The following is a 19,836-nucleotide window of genomic DNA, read 5'->3' on the forward strand; positions in this document are numbered from 1 at the left end:
GATGGTTGTTTTTTGCTGGCATCTCCTATGGTATCCTGTTTGGTCGGGTTGTTCCGGGAATTTACAAAAAATAATTTACCTTGTCGCAACAGTCGAGATATTTTAGCACTGCGGGGCCGAGTTTGAGTTAAATTAGAGTAGAATTCCGATCGATTCTCAGTCAACCTTAGCAGGAAAATAGAAATGGGGCAGTCTATTCTTACCATGCTCTTTGCGCTCATCCTCGGCTACGCTGTTAACTCAAGCGTCAAAATAGTCAGCGGTGGCGACGAAGCTTTAGTGGAACGTTTGGGTCAATACAAGCGCACCCTCAAGCCAGGATTCCACTTTATCAGTCCCCTGGTCGAAAAAGTCGTCTGCGTGGACACAACCCGTGAAAGAGTTTTAGATATTAAACCTCAGTCAGCAATCACGGGAGATAATGTGGCTCTAGAAGTCGATGCCGTGGTGTATTGGCGGGTTGTGACTTTAGAGAAAGCTTATTATGGAATAGATCAAATTGAAAATGCGATCGCCAACTTAGTTTTAACCACGTTTCGCGCTGAAATTGGTCGATTGCCAATGCAAGACATCTTGGGTTCCCGAGATGACATGAATAAAAAGTTACTCAAGAAGTTAGACGAAGCTACTCAACCTTGGGGCGTCAAAGTAATTCGCGTAGAAATTCAAAGCATTACACCTCCGAAAAGGGTGCAAGAAGCTATGGAATTGGAGCGCGCCACTAAGAGCGAGTGGCAAGCAATGGTCAATAAGGCGATCGGCACTAAGGAGTATATGAGGCTCTTAGTTGAAGCTTTAGACTCCCATCCCAATAGCAAGCAAGTTTTGAATTACTTAGTAACAGAAAAATACTTGGATGCTCAACAAAAATTGGGCGAAAGCGACAATGCCAAAATTCTGTTTATGGACCCCAGGAGCATGACAGAAGCTTTGGGCGAGCTGATGGGTTCTATGCCCGATGTGATTCATTCTGAGGGCGGGGAAATGAAAGTTATTGATACTCCCACTTCTCAAGACTGATTTCTGAAGATAGCGTCGGCAACCAGACAAACATCGTGCATTTCTCTGACATCGTGAACTCGCAAGATATCTGCCAAATTTGCGATCGCACCTGTACAAGCCGCCGCTGTCCCCCAAACTCTTTGTTTCGCTTCTGGCTGATTCAAAATGTGACCGATGAAGCTTTTTCGCGATACTCCGACTAAAATCGGACAGTTTAAAACACGGAATTTTCGCAACTCTCGCAGAATTTCTAAGTTTTGACTGTAATTCTTAGCAAAGCCAATACCAGGGTCGAGAATTATTTGAGATTTGTCAATCCCCGCCGCAACTGCTGCCGCAATTCTACTCTCGAAAAATTCCCCAATTTCCCCCATTAAATCCCGATAATCTGTCAGTTGTTGCATCGTCTGGGGAGTTCCCCGAATGTGCATCAAAATTATTGGCACTTTTAACTGAGCAACCGTTGACAGCATTTCCGAGTCAAAAGTCGCTCCCGAAATATCATTGATGATATCAGCTCCCGCCTCTACCGCAGCTTTCGCAACCTGCGCTCTGGTAGTATCGACTGAAATAGGAACTGAGCCAAAAATATCGGCTTTTTGTCGCAGTGTTTGTACTACAGGTATAACGCGATCGATCTCATCTCCTAATGATATTTCCACTGCACCGGGCCGAGTAGATTGACCGCCAATATCAATAATATCAACTCCACATTTTACCATGTTTTCCGCTTGCGCCAAAGCAGATTCTATGGTATAGAAATCTCCGCCGTCACTAAAACTGTCAGGGGTTACGTTCAAAACGCCCATTAAATAAGTGCGTTTTCCCCAATCAAAAACTTTATTTCTAATGGTAATTTTTTCTGGGTTATTTGTCATGGCGATCGTGGGATTTGATATCTGACTGAACGCACGGGTAGCCAGAAACCGGGTTTTTTCACGACAATATTTCGTTTCCACCCACAGATTCTGTAAAAAACCCGGTTTCTTTGAGTCTTAATGCGTCCAAGACTGTTCAACCAAAACTCAACCAGCTAAAAACAGTATCAACTGTCAATTCTAATTCAATTTTATCAATTATTGGCAACCGAGCTGCACCTTTGTACAGTTCTACTTTTTGTCCTGGAAATACTGCCAAAATACTCTCTTCTTCTGGATCTAGTAACCACCCCAACTCAGTGCCGTTTCGCGAACAGTGGAGTAAGTTACTCAGCACTTTTGTTTGGCTTTGGTTTGGAGACAGAATTTCTATCGACCAGTCAGGATTAATGTCAAAGCGGTTAGCAATTCTACCCGACGGCAAAAAAGGAATTCTTTCCCATAGGAATACTGCTACATCTGGCACGATTGATGCCTCGCCAAAAGTGCAGCGCAACTCGGGAAAAGCATTGGCAATTTTCCGAGTTTTCGCTACTTGATTGATAGTCTTGCAGAGTTCACCTTGAAGTACGCTGTGTTCACCTTGAGGCATCGGCTTCTGAATGATTTCTCCCTCAAGAAATTCTGAGGCCGGTTCAGTTTCAGGAAGTTTGAGGAACTCGTCTAAGGCGGGTTTGGGTTTAACGATCGCAGTCATAGGTTAATTCTCCCGATCCGAGAAACACTGAACGGCACATCACAATTGTAGGCGATCGCTGTTTAATTCCCGCTGCCTTGTTCCAATTACCAATTAACAATTACCAATTAGCAATTAGCAATTACCTAATTACTGATAATTGACAATTCGAGCAAAACTCGCAGCTTCCAAACTCGCACCGCCTACCAGAACCCCGTCAATCTCAGGCATCGCCATAACTTCATCAATATTCTCCGGTTTAACAGAGCCACCGTACTGAATTGGCACGTCAGGATTAGTCAATTTACTGCGAATCAAACCAATAACTCGGTTAGCTTCCTTCGTTTCGCAAGTATCGCCAGTGCCAATGGCCCAAATCGGTTCGTAAGCAATTACCAATTTCTGCTGGTCAACACCAACCAAATCTTTTGCCAACTGAGAAAAAATGTGAGATTCAGTTTCCCCTGCATCTCGCTGCTGCTTGGTTTCCCCAACGCACAGAATCGGAATTAAATCGTATTTCTGAGCAGCTTTCAGCCGCAAATTCACCGTTTCGTCAGTTTCCCCAAAATATTGGCGCCGTTCGCTGTGGCCGATGATGACATAACGGACACCAAGTTCACTAAGCATTGGCCCGGAAATTTCCCCAGTAAAAGCTCCAGACTCTTGCCAGTGAACGTTCTGAGCACCGAGTCTAATCCGGCTGCCGTGCAAATTTTTCGAGAGGACAGCCAAGGAAGTGAAGGGAACGCAAAGCACGACTTCCCGTTCCTCTGGGGTTTCCGTCAGGCAGGACATGAATCCTTGAAGAAATTCTAGGGATTCAGTCCTAGTTTTGTACATTTTCCAGTTGCCAGCAATAACTATTTTCCGCACGGGTGACTCAGTAGCTCTGTGAACATCAAAATCAGGCAAATTATAGTGTAAAGCTTTAGGGTACATTTCGAGCCCTTATTGCCCAAACTCAATACGAGCTTGCTCAACTAAGTCAACGGTGACGACTTCGGTTTCGGCTTCGCGGGCCAACTGCTCGATGCGGACGCGAGCTTGTCCCCGGACAAAATAGGGAATATTTTTCAGCTTCGCCTTGGCTTCTGGCGTCCATTTTAAATCATCGGAAAATTCGGAATCGGGCATGGCGTTTTGAGCGATCGACTACAAGCCTTCATGGATCTGGCTTTGATGGAAAGCCTGGATGTATTAAATTTACCATAAGTGCGATCGGCCCACACCTTCTCACTCGGCCTTAAATTTGTTGCCTAAAATAGCCGACGCTTCTTGTAAAAGCTGATTCTGCTCTTCTCGAATTGCCTCCAACCTTGTCAAAATATTAGCAAGTCGTTCTTGAGACTCCAAACTGTTTGATGCAACTCCCCTCAATTGTAAACCTGAATTATTTTTGTATTCGGGATTCTGTGAAACTAATGAGTTTACAGCCACTCCACCGACATTACTTACAGATTTAGAGCCGACACTCAAAACCCCTTGCATAAATTTTCCAGGGCTTTGCAGAACAAATAACCATCCTCCAGCAAAAAATCTACTTAAAGCCTGAAAAAGACCCAATATAATGAATACAAATAACAGTATCACTGCTAAAGATATCAGCGGATGACTCACCAACCAGAAGACTACAGGGTGAGAGTCAATCCAATCTTTAACAGTACCATTGATAGCATTTTTGATGGCATCTGAAGCGGCATCGCTCATATTTCCCGCCTTGTTAATGCTATCTTCTAATGAAGCCTTAGCCTTTTCTGTAGCTTGATTTACACTCTCTACAGCTTGGCTAGTGCTTTGATTCAGAGTATTGAGCGCAGAGTTAGTAGTTTGATTAATAGTTTCTTTAGCAGTTGCCGCGGACTGAGAAACAGCATTAACAGCTTTGTTGGTACTTTCACTGACGCGACTAACTGCTTGATTCGCAATTTCCGATATAGAAAGTCTCGCTTTTTCGGTTTTCTCCGCTACATTACCTAAAGCATTGTTCGTAGCTTGATTAACAGTATTAACGGCAGAATTTGTAGTTTGAGTAAGAGCTTCTTTTGCCTGAGACGCAGTTTCGGAGAGAGAATATTTAGCTTGTGCTGTTGCTTCTGAAGTAGAATTCACTGCTTTTTCGACTTGCTCAGTCCAAACTTCTTTCGTTTTTTGAAAGCTTTGAGAAAAATCAGGCAGTGCTACTTCCATAGTCAGTGATCTCCATTAAGTTAATTTACTGTTTCCAGTGATTATAGTATAGCTTCTATTTTTAATAGTGGGACTTTAGCCCAAAATAGAGTGAGAAATAGAGCTAAGATATATAGAGTCAACTTTTGAGGTTAGTGTCTTTCCTGATGGAATCTGATGAGATCAACACTTGGGACATCCATGATCCCATGCTTTGAAAGATAGTGTCAACGCTTTGACGATGTGTTTCCTACTCAAGCCCAAAGACAGGAGTTTAGACACTATTTGGGGCGATTATTGGGAGAAAGCAGAGAAACAACCTATCCGAGAGCGCGCAAAACGCTATAAATGTTTCTTAACAAAGCTTACGCCTTTTTGCAGTCAGAGCTGCCTGGTGCGAACAAACGCTCAACCAAGGGCGAATCTATACGGGATCGTGTGACCATCAGATGTATTCCCCAAAAATAGCTCGGACGATCGCTCAAAGATGAGGTAAGAATTTGATGCACCTGAAAAAGGCTGAATTAAGTTGAGAAATATAGCATATTATTCCACGGGCGATCGCGGGATAACTGGCGATCGTTCGTCAAAGATCGCTCGACTTTGTAAAAAGTGTTTAATGCTCCCAAAAATAATTACATATTTACAAAAATTAGCGCAAGTTACCAGACTTTATATCCCCAAAAAAAGCGATAAATTTTAAGTAGACTGTGGCTGTTGGTTTAACAAACCCGACGCTGCCTAGGATTTTGTTGATGCAGCTTAGCTAGTGTATAATTTATGACATATTGGTCAATTTTTCACTTTCCATCCCAAGCTCAAAATATGCTAGGCTAGAATGTTTCCAAAGCTTGAGATACACCATGACGTATGTATCAATCATTAGAAGAGTCAGCCATTTCAACTAACCCATCTACGGAACAGTCCTCTCTAATTCTGATTGTGGATGACGATGCCTTGATGCGTTTACAACTTCGACTGTATTTACAGAAGGAAAAATACCGAGTGGCCGAAGCTACGGATGGGTTGACAGGGCTAGCAGCTTATGAGGAAGTACATCCAGACTTGATCCTGCTAGATGCAGTGATGCCTACTATGGATGGTTTTGCTTGTTGTCAAAAATTATCTGAAGTGCCTGAGAGCGATCGCCCACCTATTTTGATGATTACTAGCTTAGAAGACAAAGAATCTGTCGATCGAGCGTTTGCAGCGGGAGCTGCTGACTATATCACTAAGCCCATTCACTGGGCTGTTCTGCGACAGAGAGTACGACGGTTGATTCAGCAATTCCATTTGCAACAGCAACAAACCCTACTTTACAAACAGCTAGAAGCCGCCAATCGACAATTAAAATACCTCGCGTCAATTGACGGTTTGACTCAGATTGCCAATCGCCGTCAGTTTGACCAACAGCTAGAGGAGGAGTGGCGACGCATGACGAGGCAGCAAACTCCTTTGTCACTGATTTTGTGTGATATAGATTTGTTCAAGCCTTACAACGATACTTATGGACACCAAGCAGGGGATCTATGTTTAAAGCAAGTTGCGGCAACTCTCAATCGCAGTATTAATCGAGCTGGAGATTTAGTAGCACGTTATGGAGGTGAAGAATTTGTAGTGATTTTATCCGACACCGAGCTTGAGGGAGCCGTCCAAATCGTTAAGCAAATGCAGGATCGCATCCAAGCTTTAGCAATAGTCCATAAGAGTTCTCCGCATCATTGCATTACGCTCAGCTTCGGTATTACCAGTGTAATTCCTACCCAAGAGAGTCGGCCTGAAACTTTAATTGCTGCTGCCGATGCAGCACTTTATCAAGCCAAAGACAAAGGTCGTAATACTTTTTGCACCAAGATTCATACAGTCAATGAATTCACCCGTTAAATCATCAGGGTAAAAACTATGCCTCTCGTCATTTGGAAGGATTGCTTAATAATTGTTATTCCAAAAATTGGCCACCACCATAAACAATTGATTGAGCAACTCAATAGCTTAGTGAATGCCATGTTGGCAAACCGTGGCCAGGAAGAAATAAAAGGTATTGTAGATTTTTTAGACTTGTACATAGCACAAAAATTAGAGTTTGAAGATTTTTTTAGGCAAAGATACAAATGCCCGGTTGCATCTAACAATGCAGCGGCGCATACCAAATTTATTAAAGCACTGAGTGAAGTTAAACAAGAGCTGAAAATCAAAGGATCGAGCCTTTCGTTAGTCATTAAGCTTAATGAACAATTGCTATAGCAATCCTCGCATCATTTGTAAAAATATGTAGGGGTAGTGCTACCCCTACTCCCCGTGCCTACCCCAACCTGCATCGGGGCAACCACGGGGGGTTTGCCCCTACAAGAATTACACGAATCATTTAGGATTGCTATAGATTGGTTCGTGAACCATATTAAAAAAAGTCGATCGAGAACTCAACTCCTACATGAGTAAGCCTTGATTTTAGTCTTAAAGCCTAAATAAGCGGTTCTGCGACCTTCATGGAAACTGTCAGGGAAATAACGAGAGTGCCTCTACGAAGATTTTTTATCAGAATCAGTTCATATTCAGCAAGTAGCAATTCTAGAAGTTTATGGGAGGGTCGATCTGAGTGCGTGATCAAAGATGGTTTGGTGCGATCGCCCTTCTGACTGCTGCCGGTTTTCTGGGCAACCATTGCAATTTGTCTCTTTTCTTTGGGGTTGATTTCCTCTTTGGCAGTATTCCCATACTAATTATTACTTATTACTTCGGCTGGGGCTGGGGAGGCTTGGCTGGTCTAATTGCAGGCAGCTATACTTATATCCTTTGGCATCATCCATACGCCACGATTATTTTGGTGATGGAGACTCTGTTTGTAGGGTTTCTTTGCAAGAAGTGCAAACAGCCAAATATCCTGTTATTCGATGGAATTTACTGGTTCTTAATTGGAATGCCCCTCGTTTGGCTTTTCTACGGTCAAATGATGCAGATGGATGCGAATCAGGCTATCCTCGTTATGTGCAAACAAGCAGTAAACGGCATTTTCAATGCCTTAGTTGCCAGTTTAATCATTTCCTATGCGCCGATTTATCGGTGGATTAGTGCTTCAAAATATATCGCCCTTTCTTTACAACAAACAATTTTTCATTTGTTGGTAGCTTTTGTATTTATTCCAGGAGTGATACTATTAGTTTTTGATGGTAGGTACTTTGTTAGTCAAATCCAAACCACGGTGCAAACGGAGTTACAAACCAACGCAAAAACTATCACTAGCGCCATATCTAGATGGCATCAGCGACATCTCTTAGCTTTGAATACATTAGCTGAAGAATCGCTCATACCTGAAGCCACCACTGCTGCTAATACAGGGATTCAATCATCCGAACAGCTACAACAACAAATTAGCCTGATCGAGCAGTTGTTGCCAGATTTCGACAAAATTTATGCTACCGATGAATCGGGAACAATTTTAGCGGCTTCTTCTCCTTTTAATCCAACCCGTCGGCGGTTGCTCGAAGAAAGCAGAGAACATAAATATCTGATTACCCTGGCTCAAGAGCGATCGAGACCTTGGATGACTTCTATCCACAAAGATTTATTAATGGATGAACCTCATGTAGGATTAAATGTTCCCCTGCAAGTTCAAGGTCGTTTTATTGGAGTTATCCACGGTTCATTAGGATTGAGCAAGATAAAATCTCTCTACATTTTCCAGAGAAACAATCAGAAAGTTCGCATTACATTGCTAGATCAAAACAACAAAGTCATTGCGAGTAATCAATCCGACCAAAAGCTTTGGACCAGTCTTGAGGAGTCAAAGAACGGCAGCACTCGCACCTTAGAGGGAACCTTGCAGCAGTGGCTTCCTAGCAATGGCAACAATCCGATGATCCGTTGGAAAAACTCTCTGTATATAGAGGAATTTACAATTAGCTCCGAGCTGGACTGGAGAGTACGCTTAGAAATTCCAGCCGCTCCCTATGTCAAAAAATTACAAAATCGTTACAAGGCTGACTTTAGCATTCTACTCGTCATCACAATGTTGGCATTTTTGTTTGCCACGCTGGTAAGCGAACGACTGGTAAAGCCATTATCCTATTTAGCTATTGCGACAACTGACTTACCCAACAAGCTTTCAGAAGAAACATTTGAATGGAAACATAGCTCTGTTACAGAAATCAATGAGCTTGCTAGAAATTTTCAATTGATGGGAATCGTGCTTAATCAAAAATTTAGGGAGATTAAACACGCCAACGCTACATTAGAACAGCGGGTTCAAGAACGAACACAAACATTATCCAAAATCAATCTCTCCCTGAAAGCTGAAATTAAGAGACGTAAACAAGCCGAAGCTGAACTAAGAACAAGAGAGGCGGCGATACGAGCTTTATATGAAGTCACTGCTACCCAAAATCTCAATTTTGAGCAGCGCATCCAAGCGTTGATTGAGATGGGATGTCAGAATTTTGGGCTAGAAAGTGGCATCTTGGCTCGTGTGCAAGATAATACTTATGAGGTGATGGTGGCGCGATCGCCCGATCGAGTCCTGAAACCAGGTGATGTCTTTGATATTAAGGAAACTTTGTGCTGTGAAGCTTTAGACACAAATGAACCCCTAAACATCGAACATATAGGAATCTCCAAATGGCATTACCATCCTGCCTATCTTGCCCTTGGCATAGAAGCTTATATTGGAACACGAGTGTTAGTTGCAGGCAAAGTCTACAGTACCCTCAGCTTTTCTAGTAAATCTCCCCGTGCAGACAGCTTTAAATCTGCCCATGTGGAATTATTGAAGCTGATGGCTCAATGGATTGGTAGTGAAATTGAACGGCATCAGGCAGAAGTCGCTCTGCAAGCGAGTGAAGAGCGGTGGGAACTCGCCCTACGCGGTAGTAATGATGGGGTATGGGATTGGAACGTCAACACCAATGAAGTATTCTTCTCGGCTCGCTGGAAAGAGATGTTGGGCTACGAGGATCATGAAATTCCCAATCAATTAGAGGAATGGAGCAAGCGAGTTCATCCCGACGATATCGGATGGGTGATGCAAGCAATTCAAGATCACTTTCAGCGCCAAACTCCCTTTTATATTACAGAACATCGAGTGCTTTGCAAGGATGGGAGCTACAAATGGATTTTGGCTCGAGGGCAAGCGCTTTCGGATGAAGCGGGCAGAGTTGTCCGCATGACTGGTTCTCAAAGCGATATTACGAACCGCAAACAGTTAGAGCAGGAAATTCAAGCCAGAGAGCAATTATTGAATGCTTTCTTTAAAGGAGCTTCCCTAGCAGGGGTGGGGCTGTGTATATACGATCGGCAGTTTCGATTTTTACAAATCAATGAGGCACTAGCTGAAATTAATGGCCTCTCTGTGGAGGCTCACTTAGGTAAGACAACCGATGAGATATTGGGGCAATTTGCTCCTGGTGTAAATGCACTGTTACAACAGGTTTTAACGACAGGAAAACCTTCCATAAACTTGGAAATTAGCACAGAAGTAACCAGTCGAACAGGTGCCCAGCGCTACTGGCTCGTTTCTCAGTTTCCCATTTTCAAGGATGCAGAGCATCCTATAGCAGTGGGTTGCATTCTAATTGAAATTAGCGATCGCAAACGAGCCGAAGCGGAACTGCAACAAATGAGTGCGGCGCTAGAAAATGCCGTGGCAGGGATTTCTCGGCTGAACCCTCAAGGACGCTATATCTCTGTCAATGTGACTTATGCTGCCATCTGTGGATATCAGCCCGAGGAAATGCTAGGGATGGAGTGGCAAAGAACCGTTCATCCTGAAGATGTTGAGAAGATGGGGGCTGCTTATGAGCAAATGTTGAGAGAGGGCAGAGTCGAAGCCGAAGCTAGGGGAATGCGAAAAAATGGCTCTAGCTTCTATAAACAAGTGGTGATGGTCTCTGCTTATGACGAGCAAAATGTGTTTGTTGGACATCATTGCTTCATGAAGGATATTAGCGATCGCAAGCAGGCAGAAGAAGCACTACAACGACAGTTGCAAAAAGCCCTACTGCTGAAGCAAATTACCCAAGAAATTCGTCAAAGCCTTAATGCTGAGCAGATATTTGCAACGGCTGCTATTCAGATTGGGCAAACTTTTGGGGTGAGTCGCTGTTTAATTAGCACATACCAGGACAATCCACTGCCTCAGTTTCCTGTCGTTGCAGAGTATCTAGCAGTGGGATGTGCCCCCAGCGGGGAGCATGACATTCTGGTGGCCAGTCCTGCTTATACAAAACGGTTGATGGCTCAAGATGAAGCGATCGCCTCCCCGGATGTCTACTGCGAATCATTGCTCACCTGTGCTCATTCAATTTGTACCAGTCTCAAATTGAGATCGACATTAGCAGTGCGAACCTCTTACCAAGGAGAACCGAATGGTGCCATTTGTTTGCACCAGTGCGATCGCTACCGTCATTGGACTACCGATCAAATCGAGTTGCTAGAATCAGTCGCGGCTCAAGTAGGAATTGCCCTAGCTCAAGCCCAATTACTAGAGCAAGAAACTCGACAACGAGAAGAATTAACTCTCAAAAACTTTGCCCTGGAGCAAACTAGACGGGAAGCAGAAGCTGCGAACCGAGCCAAAAGTGAGTTTCTGGCGATGATGAGCCATGAAATTCGCACTCCCATGAATGCGGTTATTGGTATGACGGGACTACTGCTGGATACAGAACTCAAGGCTCAACAGCGAGACTTTATCGAGACGATTCGCAATAGTGGGGATACGCTTCTGAGTATCATCAACGACATCCTGGACTTCTCCAAAATTGAGTCGGGCAAACTGGAGCTAGAAAAGCATCCCTTGAGCTTGAGAGATTGCATAGAAGGTGCGATCGACCAACTTGCAGTTAAAGCAGATGAGAAGGATATTGAGTTGGGCTACTTCATCCAGCCCCAGACTCCTAAGTTGATTTTGGGTGATGTCACCCGTCTGCGTCAGATTCTAGTTAACTTGCTCAACAATGCGATTAAGTTTACTGAAACTGGGGAAGTTACCATTTCCGTAGAAGCCTCTCTAGTTGATTCTGACAAAACAATTTCTGAGCCAGGAAACTTGTCAGAAAGCTTGTATGAAATCCAGTTTGCCATTCAAGATACAGGCATTGGTATTCCAGCCAATCGGCTCGATCGACTGTTCAAGTCTTTTAGTCAAGTAGATGCTTCGACGACTCGGCAGTATGGAGGGACTGGTTTAGGTTTGGCGATTAGTAAGCGACTTAGTGAAACTATGAACGGCACGATCTGGGTTGAAAGCCGAGGCAACATCGGAGGAACCCCTTCACAAAAATGGCAAGCCACTAACCTTAATCGAGTCACAATGGGTTCTACGTTCTACTTCACGATTGTGGCATCCTCTGTGGCTACTGAGTTAGCGGAACCGATGGAAATGGTACCAGAACTATCTGGCAAGCGTTTATTAATCGTGGATGACCAGCCCACTAACCGACAAATTCTGACGTTGCAAGCAGAGACTTGGGGGATGCAGAGTCTAGCTGCCCAATCGGCTGTCGAAGCGCTCAACTGGCTTGAGAGTGGAGAAACCTTTGATGTGGCTATTTTAGATATGCAAATGCCACAAATCGACGGTCTCACACTCGCCTCAGCCATCCACCAGCATCCTAAGTGCCACCGTTTACCCCTAGTGTTGCTGACTTCAATGGGCTACCCAGAAGCGAGTTCTTCAGCGCTTTCCACCCACTTTGCCGCTTTTTTAAGCAAACCTATCAAACAATCCCAGCTCTATCAAATACTGATCCATGTGCTACAAGCTCAACCGAAAAAAGTTCAACAACAACTTCCTATATCTGTTCAGGATGATATGAAACTGGCCCAGAGACTCCCACTGCGAATTCTTTTAGCAGAAGATCATCTGGTAAATCAGAAGGTGGCACTGCTGCTGTTAGAGCGTTTGGGATACCGGGCCGATGTTGCGGCCAATGGATTGGAAGTTTTGGAAGCCCTGAATCGCCAGCCTTATGATGTCGTGCTGATGGATGTACAAATGCCAGAGATGGATGGACTAGAAGCCACCCGTCGTATTTGCCAGGAGTGGCCGGCTCATACTCGTCCCAGGATTATTGCCATGACGGCGAATGCCATGCAGGGCGATCGCCAGGTTTGTCTTGATGCTGGCATGAATGACTATATCAGTAAACCAATTCGAGTAGAGGTTCTTCACCAAGCGCTGAGTCAGTGTCCACCCAGCCCGGAACCGCAGCAGGAGGCCCAAAAGGAGGAATCAGATAGCAACAAGCCAGAAATTGAGATGCCAGCGGTTAACCTCACAGAACTGCAAGCCTTCTGTAGCAGCATCGATCAAGATTCAAGCCAGATTTTGAGCTTGCTGGCGAATTGCTACTTTGAGGAATCTCTAAAGTTGCTACAAGCTATGAAATTAGCGATCGCTCAAGCGGATACTCAAACCCTAAAGCGAGTGGCTCATACCCTCAAAGGCAGTAGTGCAAATCTAAGCGCAGCTCCTCTCGCCGAGCTTTGTAGCAGGTTAGAAGTTATGAGTACCTCTGGTGAACTAGATCGAGCCTCAACCCTATTGGCTGAAATCGAGGATGAGTACGATCGTGTCAAGAATACTCTCCAACAAGAACTACAAAAGAGGGAAACTAATCTATGAAAGTCAATTAAATAGGCATCTTTTTGTACCAGGACTTAGGCAACTGTCATCCGCGATGCCGCAACCGGGCTATGCGATCGCATACGCACGATCGAGCCTGATTCCAAATCTTTTAGCATCGGAATTATTCATATCATTTTTGGTAACACTCATACATGATGTTGACTGTTGACGGTTGACAGTCAACGCCGTTAACAGTCAACGCCGTGAACAGTGAACTCGAATTTACTATTTCAATGCTAACGGATTGGATATCATATATCTCTTCTCTGCATCTGCGTGAATCAGCGTGCATCCCTTGTCCGGGGCGGTTCATAAATTCTCTTTTTTTTACCGCAGATGAGGGCAGATAAACACAGATGCACCCAGATGAATTATATCAATTCCGGCTGCACCCTGCGTGATTGTTGAGTGTTGACTGTTTGCTGGATTTTACAACAATAATGACTAATGACTAATGACTAATGACTAATGACTGCTGTCGAAGCGGAATCTCGATCGCAAACTCAGTACCTTTCCCCAATTCCGAATTGCATTTTAAAACACCGCCGTGTTTCTCTACCACAATTTGGTAACTAATTGACAGTCCCAATCCAGTACCTTTTCCCACTGCCTTAGTCGTGAAAAAAGGGTCAAATATGCGTTGTCTCATAGATTCCGAAATTCCCGTACCGTTATCAGAAATCCGAATCAGCGCGCTAGGAATAGTACCATTAAGTTGACCGACAGCAGTCGAGATTTTAATTTGAGGAGCTACAGATTGACCAGCGCGCAACTTGTGCGATTCCAAAGCATCGATCGCATTCCCAATTACATTCATGAATACCTGATTCAACTGTCCCGCATAACACTCAACTCGAGGCAAAATGCCGTATTCTTTCACTAGCACAATGTTTGAACTGTCCGCATTAGATTTCAGCCTGTGCTGTAAAATTAACAGCGTGCTGTCAATGCCCTCGTGAATATCAACCGCCTTCATTTGACTTTCGTCAAGACGAGAGAAATTCCTTAAAGACAGAACTATTTGACGGATGCGATCGGCTCCCACCTTCATTGACAATAGCAATTTTGGCAAATCTTCTAGCAGAAATTCCAAGTCAATATCTTCACTCAATTTGTCTATTTCAGGACTATAATCTGGATATTGCTGCTGGTAAAGTTCCAGCAAGCTCAGTAAGCTAGCAGTATATTCACTAGCGTGATTGAGATTGCCGTAAATAAAATTAACCGGATTGTTAATTTCGTGAGCAATCCCGGCTACCAGTTGCCCCAAACCAGACATTTTTTCAGTTTGAATCAATTGAGCTTGAGTCTGCTGCAAATCCTTTAAACTTTGAGCGATTTGTTCTGCTTGGCGTCGGGTTTGAGCGAGCAAATCGGCTTGTTGGATAGCTACGCCTAACTGATTGGCAATCTGAGCTAAAAAGTTAACTTCTGAACTTTCCCAACAGCGGGGCCCAGAATGTTGATATGCTGTCAATAAACCCCAAAGTTCTTGTCCTACAAAAATCGGCGCGATCGCATAAGCCTTCACCTGAAATTGCTCTAAAATACGGACATTACACTCGGAGTGACAAGCTTGATAGATATCGTCAACGGCTATAGTTTCATTATTCAGATACTTGCCGCCTTGGTTTGACTGCAAATAAGTATCTTGCCAAGCCGTATTGATACCTTCCCCTACCCATTTCATCCAGCCATTTTTTACAAACTCGGCAATATATTGACCGCTAAAATCAGGATTTAAGCGATAAACCGCTATTCTATCGACTTGCATAAACTGACAAACTTCTTGAGTAGCAGTCTTAAAAATCGCGTTGATATCGAGAGATTCTCGAATCTTAGCCACCACTTCAAACAGTATCCGCTGTTGCTCGGATGCCCACTGCAAATCAACTGATTGCTGCCGCGTTTTAGCCAACAAATCTGCTTGTTCTAATCCTACACTCAACTGAATTCCAACTTGCGTAGCAAACTGAATTTCCGAAGTGTTCCAATGGCGCAAACCGCTGCACTGGTGCACGCACAGCAAACCCCAAAGTTCGCTGCCATTCATCAGCGGCATAATCACCTGAGCTCTAATTTGAAATTGAGCTAAAAGAGCAACATGGCAGTCTGAAAGTCCAGAATTTTCGATATCTTGTAGCACTTGTATCTGTCCCTGACTATATTTTTTGGCATATTTTTCGCTAAAAAAATGATCGCGAACTTTTACATTCATTGCCGAAGAAAAACCAGGCAAAACATCTTCGGTAATAAATTCGCCTTCATTAAAATTTAAACTAGGATCGAAGCGATAAATGCCAACTCTATCGGCCTTTAATACCCGTCGCAATTCTGTAGTTGTAGTACGAAAAATTGTATTTAAATCGAGAGATTGTCGAATCTTAGCAACTACCTCAAACAGTATTCGCTCCTGCTCTGCTACCCGCTGCAATTCAACTGCTTGCTGCTGAGTTTGAGCGAGCAAATCTGCTTGTTCTATGGCGATACTGAGCTGAGCGGCAATTTGGGTAGCAAACTTAATTTCGGAAGATTCCCAGTTGCGGGGAGCCGAACATTGGTGTACGCACAGCAACCCCCAAAGGTCGTTGCCTTTCATAATCGGTGCAACTAAAGTAGCTTTGATCTGAAATTGCTCCAAGACTTTGTGAAAGCAATCTTGCAGTCCGGCCTGTCTGATGTCAGACATGGCGTGAACTCGCCCCTGAGAATAGAGATTGGCGTAGTTTTCTCCAAAGCAGCGATCGTCCACTTTGACTGCCATTGCTGACACAAAATTTGGCAAAACATCTTCGGCAACGAATTCGCCGTCCTTAAATTCTGATGCGGAATCGAAGCGGTAAACTGCCACTCGATCGGCATTTAAAGCCCGTCGCACTTCCTGGGACATCGTGCTAAAAATCTTGTTCAAGTCGAGGGATTTCCGCATTTTAGCCACCACTTCAAACAGCACTTGCTGCTGTTGGGTCAACTGCTGTAGTTGAGCGGTGCGCTTTTGAACTTGATTTTCTAAGTTTGTGTTAAGTTCCTCTATTTGTTGATCGAGTTGGTAGTGGTTAATAGCATTAGAAAAGTGCGTGCCCAAAATTTGGAGCAATTCAATTTCTTCACCCTTCCATTCGCGAATTTGGGCAGTTTTTGATTCTTTCCACGCTTCAAAAGATATCCGAGATTGGGCGAGCCGCGCGTCGCTATCAAACTGTCTAGCCCAGAGAGTTTCGGTGTCAAATTCTTCTCGAAAAATGGTCAAGTAACCGAATATTTGCTGGCGGGCTCTGAGCGGTACGATTAAAATGCTGCGAATTTTGGTCGATCGAAATGCAGGTTGCAGGCTTCTCAAACTGCTAATTTGGTACAAGTCGGGAATTGCCCAAACCTGTTGCTGGCCGGATTTAAAATATTCGTGCCAGACGCTGTATTGCTCAACCTGCGGGTATTTTGCCGAAATTGGCATCTTCGGCCCTGAGCCGCAAGTGTAGACTGTGAGTTCGCCAGTGGAGTTATCCGAATAGGGAACTAGATTCGTAACCGGGCTGCTGTCGGAAACGAATGGTGTGGCGAAAATGCACAGCCTGCCGCCGGCTGCATCTAGTGCTGCTACCGATTCTGCCAAAGCTGTTTGGAGTTCAATCGCTGGCTGGGAGTTAAGGGCTGCGGCGACGCGGTTGACGGCAGCTTCCCGTTGAGCTTTCGCCATCGCTCGGGCCAGGAGGGTTGATTGGGTTATGGCGACGCCAAGCTGATCTGCTACCATCTGAACGCCTTGGAGTTCGTTTTCTGCCACACTCCGGGACTCGGAGTGGTGAGATACCAACAACCCCCAGAATTCTTCGCCGTGAAAAATTGGTACTACTAAGCAAGCCTTGACGCCCAGTGCAGTCAAGTATTCAGCGTGGCAGGGGTCAACTGCACGAAAGTACATTTCGTCGGGCAGTAGTTGGCCGGAAACCGCCTCGCGGCGCGGACTTTGGCCTAGCTGCCCGGAATCTATATCGACGATCGATCGCACCTGTAGTTGGGCGAACAGTTCGCGGGCGTGAGGGGGAATATCGTCTGCTGGAAAATGCAAACCCAATAGGGAGGGCAAGCGGTTGCCGTTAATTGATTCGGCAATCACTTCACCGCTACCGTCGCTATGAAATTTGTAGATTTTTACTCTGTCTGTTCCCAAGAAGGATTGAACTTCGGCTGCTGTTGCGCTGAGAATTTCGGGTAGTTCTAGAGAGTGGCGAATGCGGTTGGCGATGCGTTCGAGCAAATTTGCTCGATCGAACCTCACCTTGACATTTTCGATCTTTAATGAGTCCATTATTAATTTTTTGCTTTCCTAGCAATAATAGTAAGCGGCCCAAAAGTTTTGTGCCTGTTAAAAAATTCGGCAAGCACAGCCATTTAATAAAATATAAATATCCTGATGGCGATCGTCGATTAGTTTTGCACCTGTAGCGATCTGCCTTAAAATTGCAACTTTTCAGTGCAACTTTCCATTTGTGTGGGATTACAACTTTTCTACTTTAAATATAAACTTTGTAGAGCCTGCGTTGCAAGCTCTATACCCCAAAAGATTAAAATTGTCAAGTTTCAAGACTTGTAGAGTTATTCACCGCCAGCGATGAAAGTCGCACCGAAATATCTCAGTTCTGGATGCAAAACCTGGCTGAGGAACGAGCTGACGGAAAGAAACAGCATGGAATTCAACAGGTTAACTCAGAAACCGGGTTTGTAGGTCTAGGATTGTATCTGCAGCTAGCGGGTTCGGAGAACAGTCGATCGACAATCCGCAGCTTTTTGAGATATTTTTAGATCAAAAAAAAGCTCCTGCCGTTAAGCAGGAGCCTTTTTCAACTAGACAATCAAATCAGAAATAAATTCGATCGATTAGTCTAAGTCTGGCATAGCCAGCACTGGTTCATTTTCGCGATCGATACCCTTCTCAAAGCCAGCGACAGCCGCGCGAGCGCGACCAGCGTGCCACAAGTGGCCGACCAAGAAGAAGAAACCCATCACAAAGTGGAAACAGGCCAGCCAAGAACGAGGAGAAGTGAAGTTAAACGAGTTAACTTCAGTCGCCACACCGCCCACAGAGTTCAAAGAACCCAAAGGAGCGTGAGTCATGTACTCAGCAGCGCGGCGAGCTTGCCAAGGCTGAATGTCATTCTTGATTTTGTTCAAGTCCAAACCGTTAGTACCGCGCAAGGGTTCCAACCAAGGGCCTTGGAAATCCCAGAAACGCATCGTTTCACCGCCGAAAATGATTTCGCCAGTAGGAGAGCGCATCAGGTATTTACCCAGACCGGTGGGGCCTTGTGCAGAACCGACGTTAGCACCCAAGCGTTGGTCGCGGATCAGGAAGGTCAAAGCTTGCGCTTGAGAAGCTTCCGGGCCCGTCGGGCCGTAGAATTCGCTGGGGTAAGCAGTGTTGTTGAACCAGACAAAGCAGCAAGCGATGAAGCCCATCAGGGACAAAGCACCCAAGCTGTAAGACAGGTAAGCTTCGCCAGACCAGATTAAGGCACGGCGAGCCCAGCCGAAAGGCTTGGTCAAAATGTGCCAAACACCGCCAGCGATACAAATCAGGCCCAGCCAGATGTGACCGCCGATGATGTCTTCCATGTTGTTGACGCTGACAATCCAGCCTTCGCCACCAAAAGGAGAGCGAACCAAGTAGCCAAAAATCACAGCCGGGTTCAGAGTGGGGTTCGTGATAATACGCACGTCCCCGCCGCCTGGAGCCCAAGTGTCATAGACACCGCCGAAGAACATGGCCTTAGCAACCAGCAGCAAGCAACCGCCACCCAACAAAATTAGGTGATAGCCGATGATGTTGGTCATCTGGTTCTTATCTTTCCAGTCGTAGCCGAAGAACGAAGAGTATTCTTCGAGAACTTCCGGGCCGCGAACGGCGTGATAAATGCCGCCCAAACCGAGAACAGCAGATGAAATCAAGTGAAGAACGCCGACTACGAAGAACGGGAAGATATCAGTGACTTCACCGCCGGGGCCTACGCCCCAACCCAAAGTAGCGACGTGGGGCATCAAAATTAAGCCCTGTTCGTACATGGGCTTTTCTGGGATAAAGTGAGCGACTTCAAACAAAGTCATTGCACCGGCCCAGAACACGATCAAGCCAGCGTGAGCGACGTGGGCGCCCAGCAGTTTGCCGGAGAGATTGATCAAACGAGCGTTGCCAGACCACCAAGCGAACCCGGAGGATTCTTGGTCGCGACCGCTTGCGTAGGAATTAGAGAGCGTTACCACCCGGTAGAACCTCCAACGATTTTAGATTTTGGATTTTGGGTTTTTTGTTCCCTAGTAGGGCACGGGAGTACCGCGCCTGCGCCAGGGAGTAGGGATTTGGATTTCAGATTAATTTAAAAAAACTAAATGAATATGAAATCCAAATCCTGATTTTTTTAAAGTGCGTTACCGCGAGGCAGAACTTCTTCAGGGAAGATGAAGTTTTCGTGGGGTTGGTCAGTCGGAGCCATCCAAGC

At 45.0% G+C, this 19,836-nt stretch carries 11 protein-coding genes and 1 pseudogene; 5 read left to right on the forward strand and 7 right to left on the reverse strand.

What is annotated here, in order from left to right:
• Positions 1-183: 183 nt before the first annotated feature.
• The gene (locus QUB39_RS23775) at positions 184-1,020 is read left to right on the forward strand and encodes a stomatin-like protein (RefSeq protein ID WP_333057376.1); all 837 of its coding nucleotides are present in this window, start codon (positions 184-186) and stop codon (positions 1,018-1,020) included.
• Here QUB39_RS23775 and folP read toward each other — a convergent pair.
• The 5 genes from folP to QUB39_RS23800 all read right to left on the reverse strand — a co-directional run bounded on the left by folP (position 1,011) and on the right by QUB39_RS23800 (position 4,746).
• A complete protein-coding gene (folP, locus tag QUB39_RS23780) occupies positions 1,011-1,880 on the reverse strand; it encodes a dihydropteroate synthase (protein ID WP_333211453.1) in 870 nt (289 codons plus the stop codon). The genes QUB39_RS23775 and folP overlap by 10 nt on opposite strands.
• 136 nt (positions 1,881-2,016) lie before the next feature.
• A complete protein-coding gene (locus QUB39_RS23785) occupies positions 2,017-2,577 on the reverse strand; it encodes a Uma2 family endonuclease (protein ID WP_333057375.1) in 561 nt (186 codons plus the stop codon).
• A 129-nt stretch (positions 2,578-2,706) separates the two neighbouring features.
• A complete protein-coding gene (gene tpiA / locus QUB39_RS23790; RefSeq protein ID WP_333057405.1) occupies positions 2,707-3,432 on the reverse strand; it encodes a triose-phosphate isomerase in 726 nt (241 codons plus the stop codon).
• Between the two features lie 75 nt (positions 3,433-3,507).
• The gene (locus QUB39_RS23795) at positions 3,508-3,693 is read right to left on the reverse strand and encodes a PCP reductase family protein (RefSeq protein WP_006633749.1); all 186 of its coding nucleotides are present in this window, start codon (positions 3,691-3,693) and stop codon (positions 3,508-3,510) included.
• Positions 3,694-3,792: 99 nt separating this feature from the next.
• Positions 3,793-4,746 (reverse strand): hypothetical protein, encoded by a 954-nt coding sequence (locus QUB39_RS23800; RefSeq protein ID WP_333211450.1) that lies wholly within the window; start codon positions 4,744-4,746, stop codon positions 3,793-3,795.
• Positions 4,747-4,902: 156 nt separating this feature from the next.
• Here QUB39_RS23800 and QUB39_RS30685 point away from each other — a divergent pair.
• From QUB39_RS30685 to QUB39_RS23815, 4 genes and pseudogenes are all read left to right on the forward strand, one after another.
• Positions 4,903-5,079, forward strand: a pseudogene (locus tag QUB39_RS30685) (IS701 family transposase); the annotation flags it as partial.
• Positions 5,080-5,595: 516 nt separating this feature from the next.
• A complete protein-coding gene (locus QUB39_RS23805; RefSeq protein ID WP_333057373.1) occupies positions 5,596-6,609 on the forward strand; it encodes a diguanylate cyclase in 1,014 nt (337 codons plus the stop codon).
• An 18-nt stretch (positions 6,610-6,627) separates the two neighbouring features.
• On the forward strand, positions 6,628-6,969 hold the full coding sequence (locus QUB39_RS23810) for a hemerythrin domain-containing protein (protein ID WP_333057372.1): 342 nt from the start codon (positions 6,628-6,630) through the stop codon (positions 6,967-6,969).
• 352 nt (positions 6,970-7,321) lie between these two features.
• Positions 7,322-13,339 (forward strand): response regulator, encoded by a 6,018-nt coding sequence (locus QUB39_RS23815; protein ID WP_333211448.1) that lies wholly within the window; start codon positions 7,322-7,324, stop codon positions 13,337-13,339.
• A gap of 454 nt (positions 13,340-13,793) precedes the next feature.
• Here QUB39_RS23815 and QUB39_RS23820 read toward each other — a convergent pair whose 3' ends face one another.
• Entirely contained in the window at positions 13,794-17,651 is a 3,858-nt protein-coding gene (locus QUB39_RS23820) for a GAF domain-containing protein (RefSeq protein ID WP_333211446.1), read from the reverse strand.
• A gap of 569 nt (positions 17,652-18,220) precedes the next feature.
• Positions 18,221-19,600, reverse strand: a complete 1,380-nt coding sequence (gene psbC / locus QUB39_RS23825) for a photosystem II reaction center protein CP43 (RefSeq protein WP_333057369.1) — start codon at positions 19,598-19,600, stop codon at positions 18,221-18,223.
• Positions 19,601-19,836: the final 236 nt, after the last annotated feature.

It is taken from the genome of Microcoleus sp. AT8-B5 (genome assembly GCF_036705565.1).
In the GTDB taxonomy this organism is placed as follows: Bacteria; Cyanobacteriota; Cyanobacteriia; order Cyanobacteriales; family Microcoleaceae; genus Microcoleus.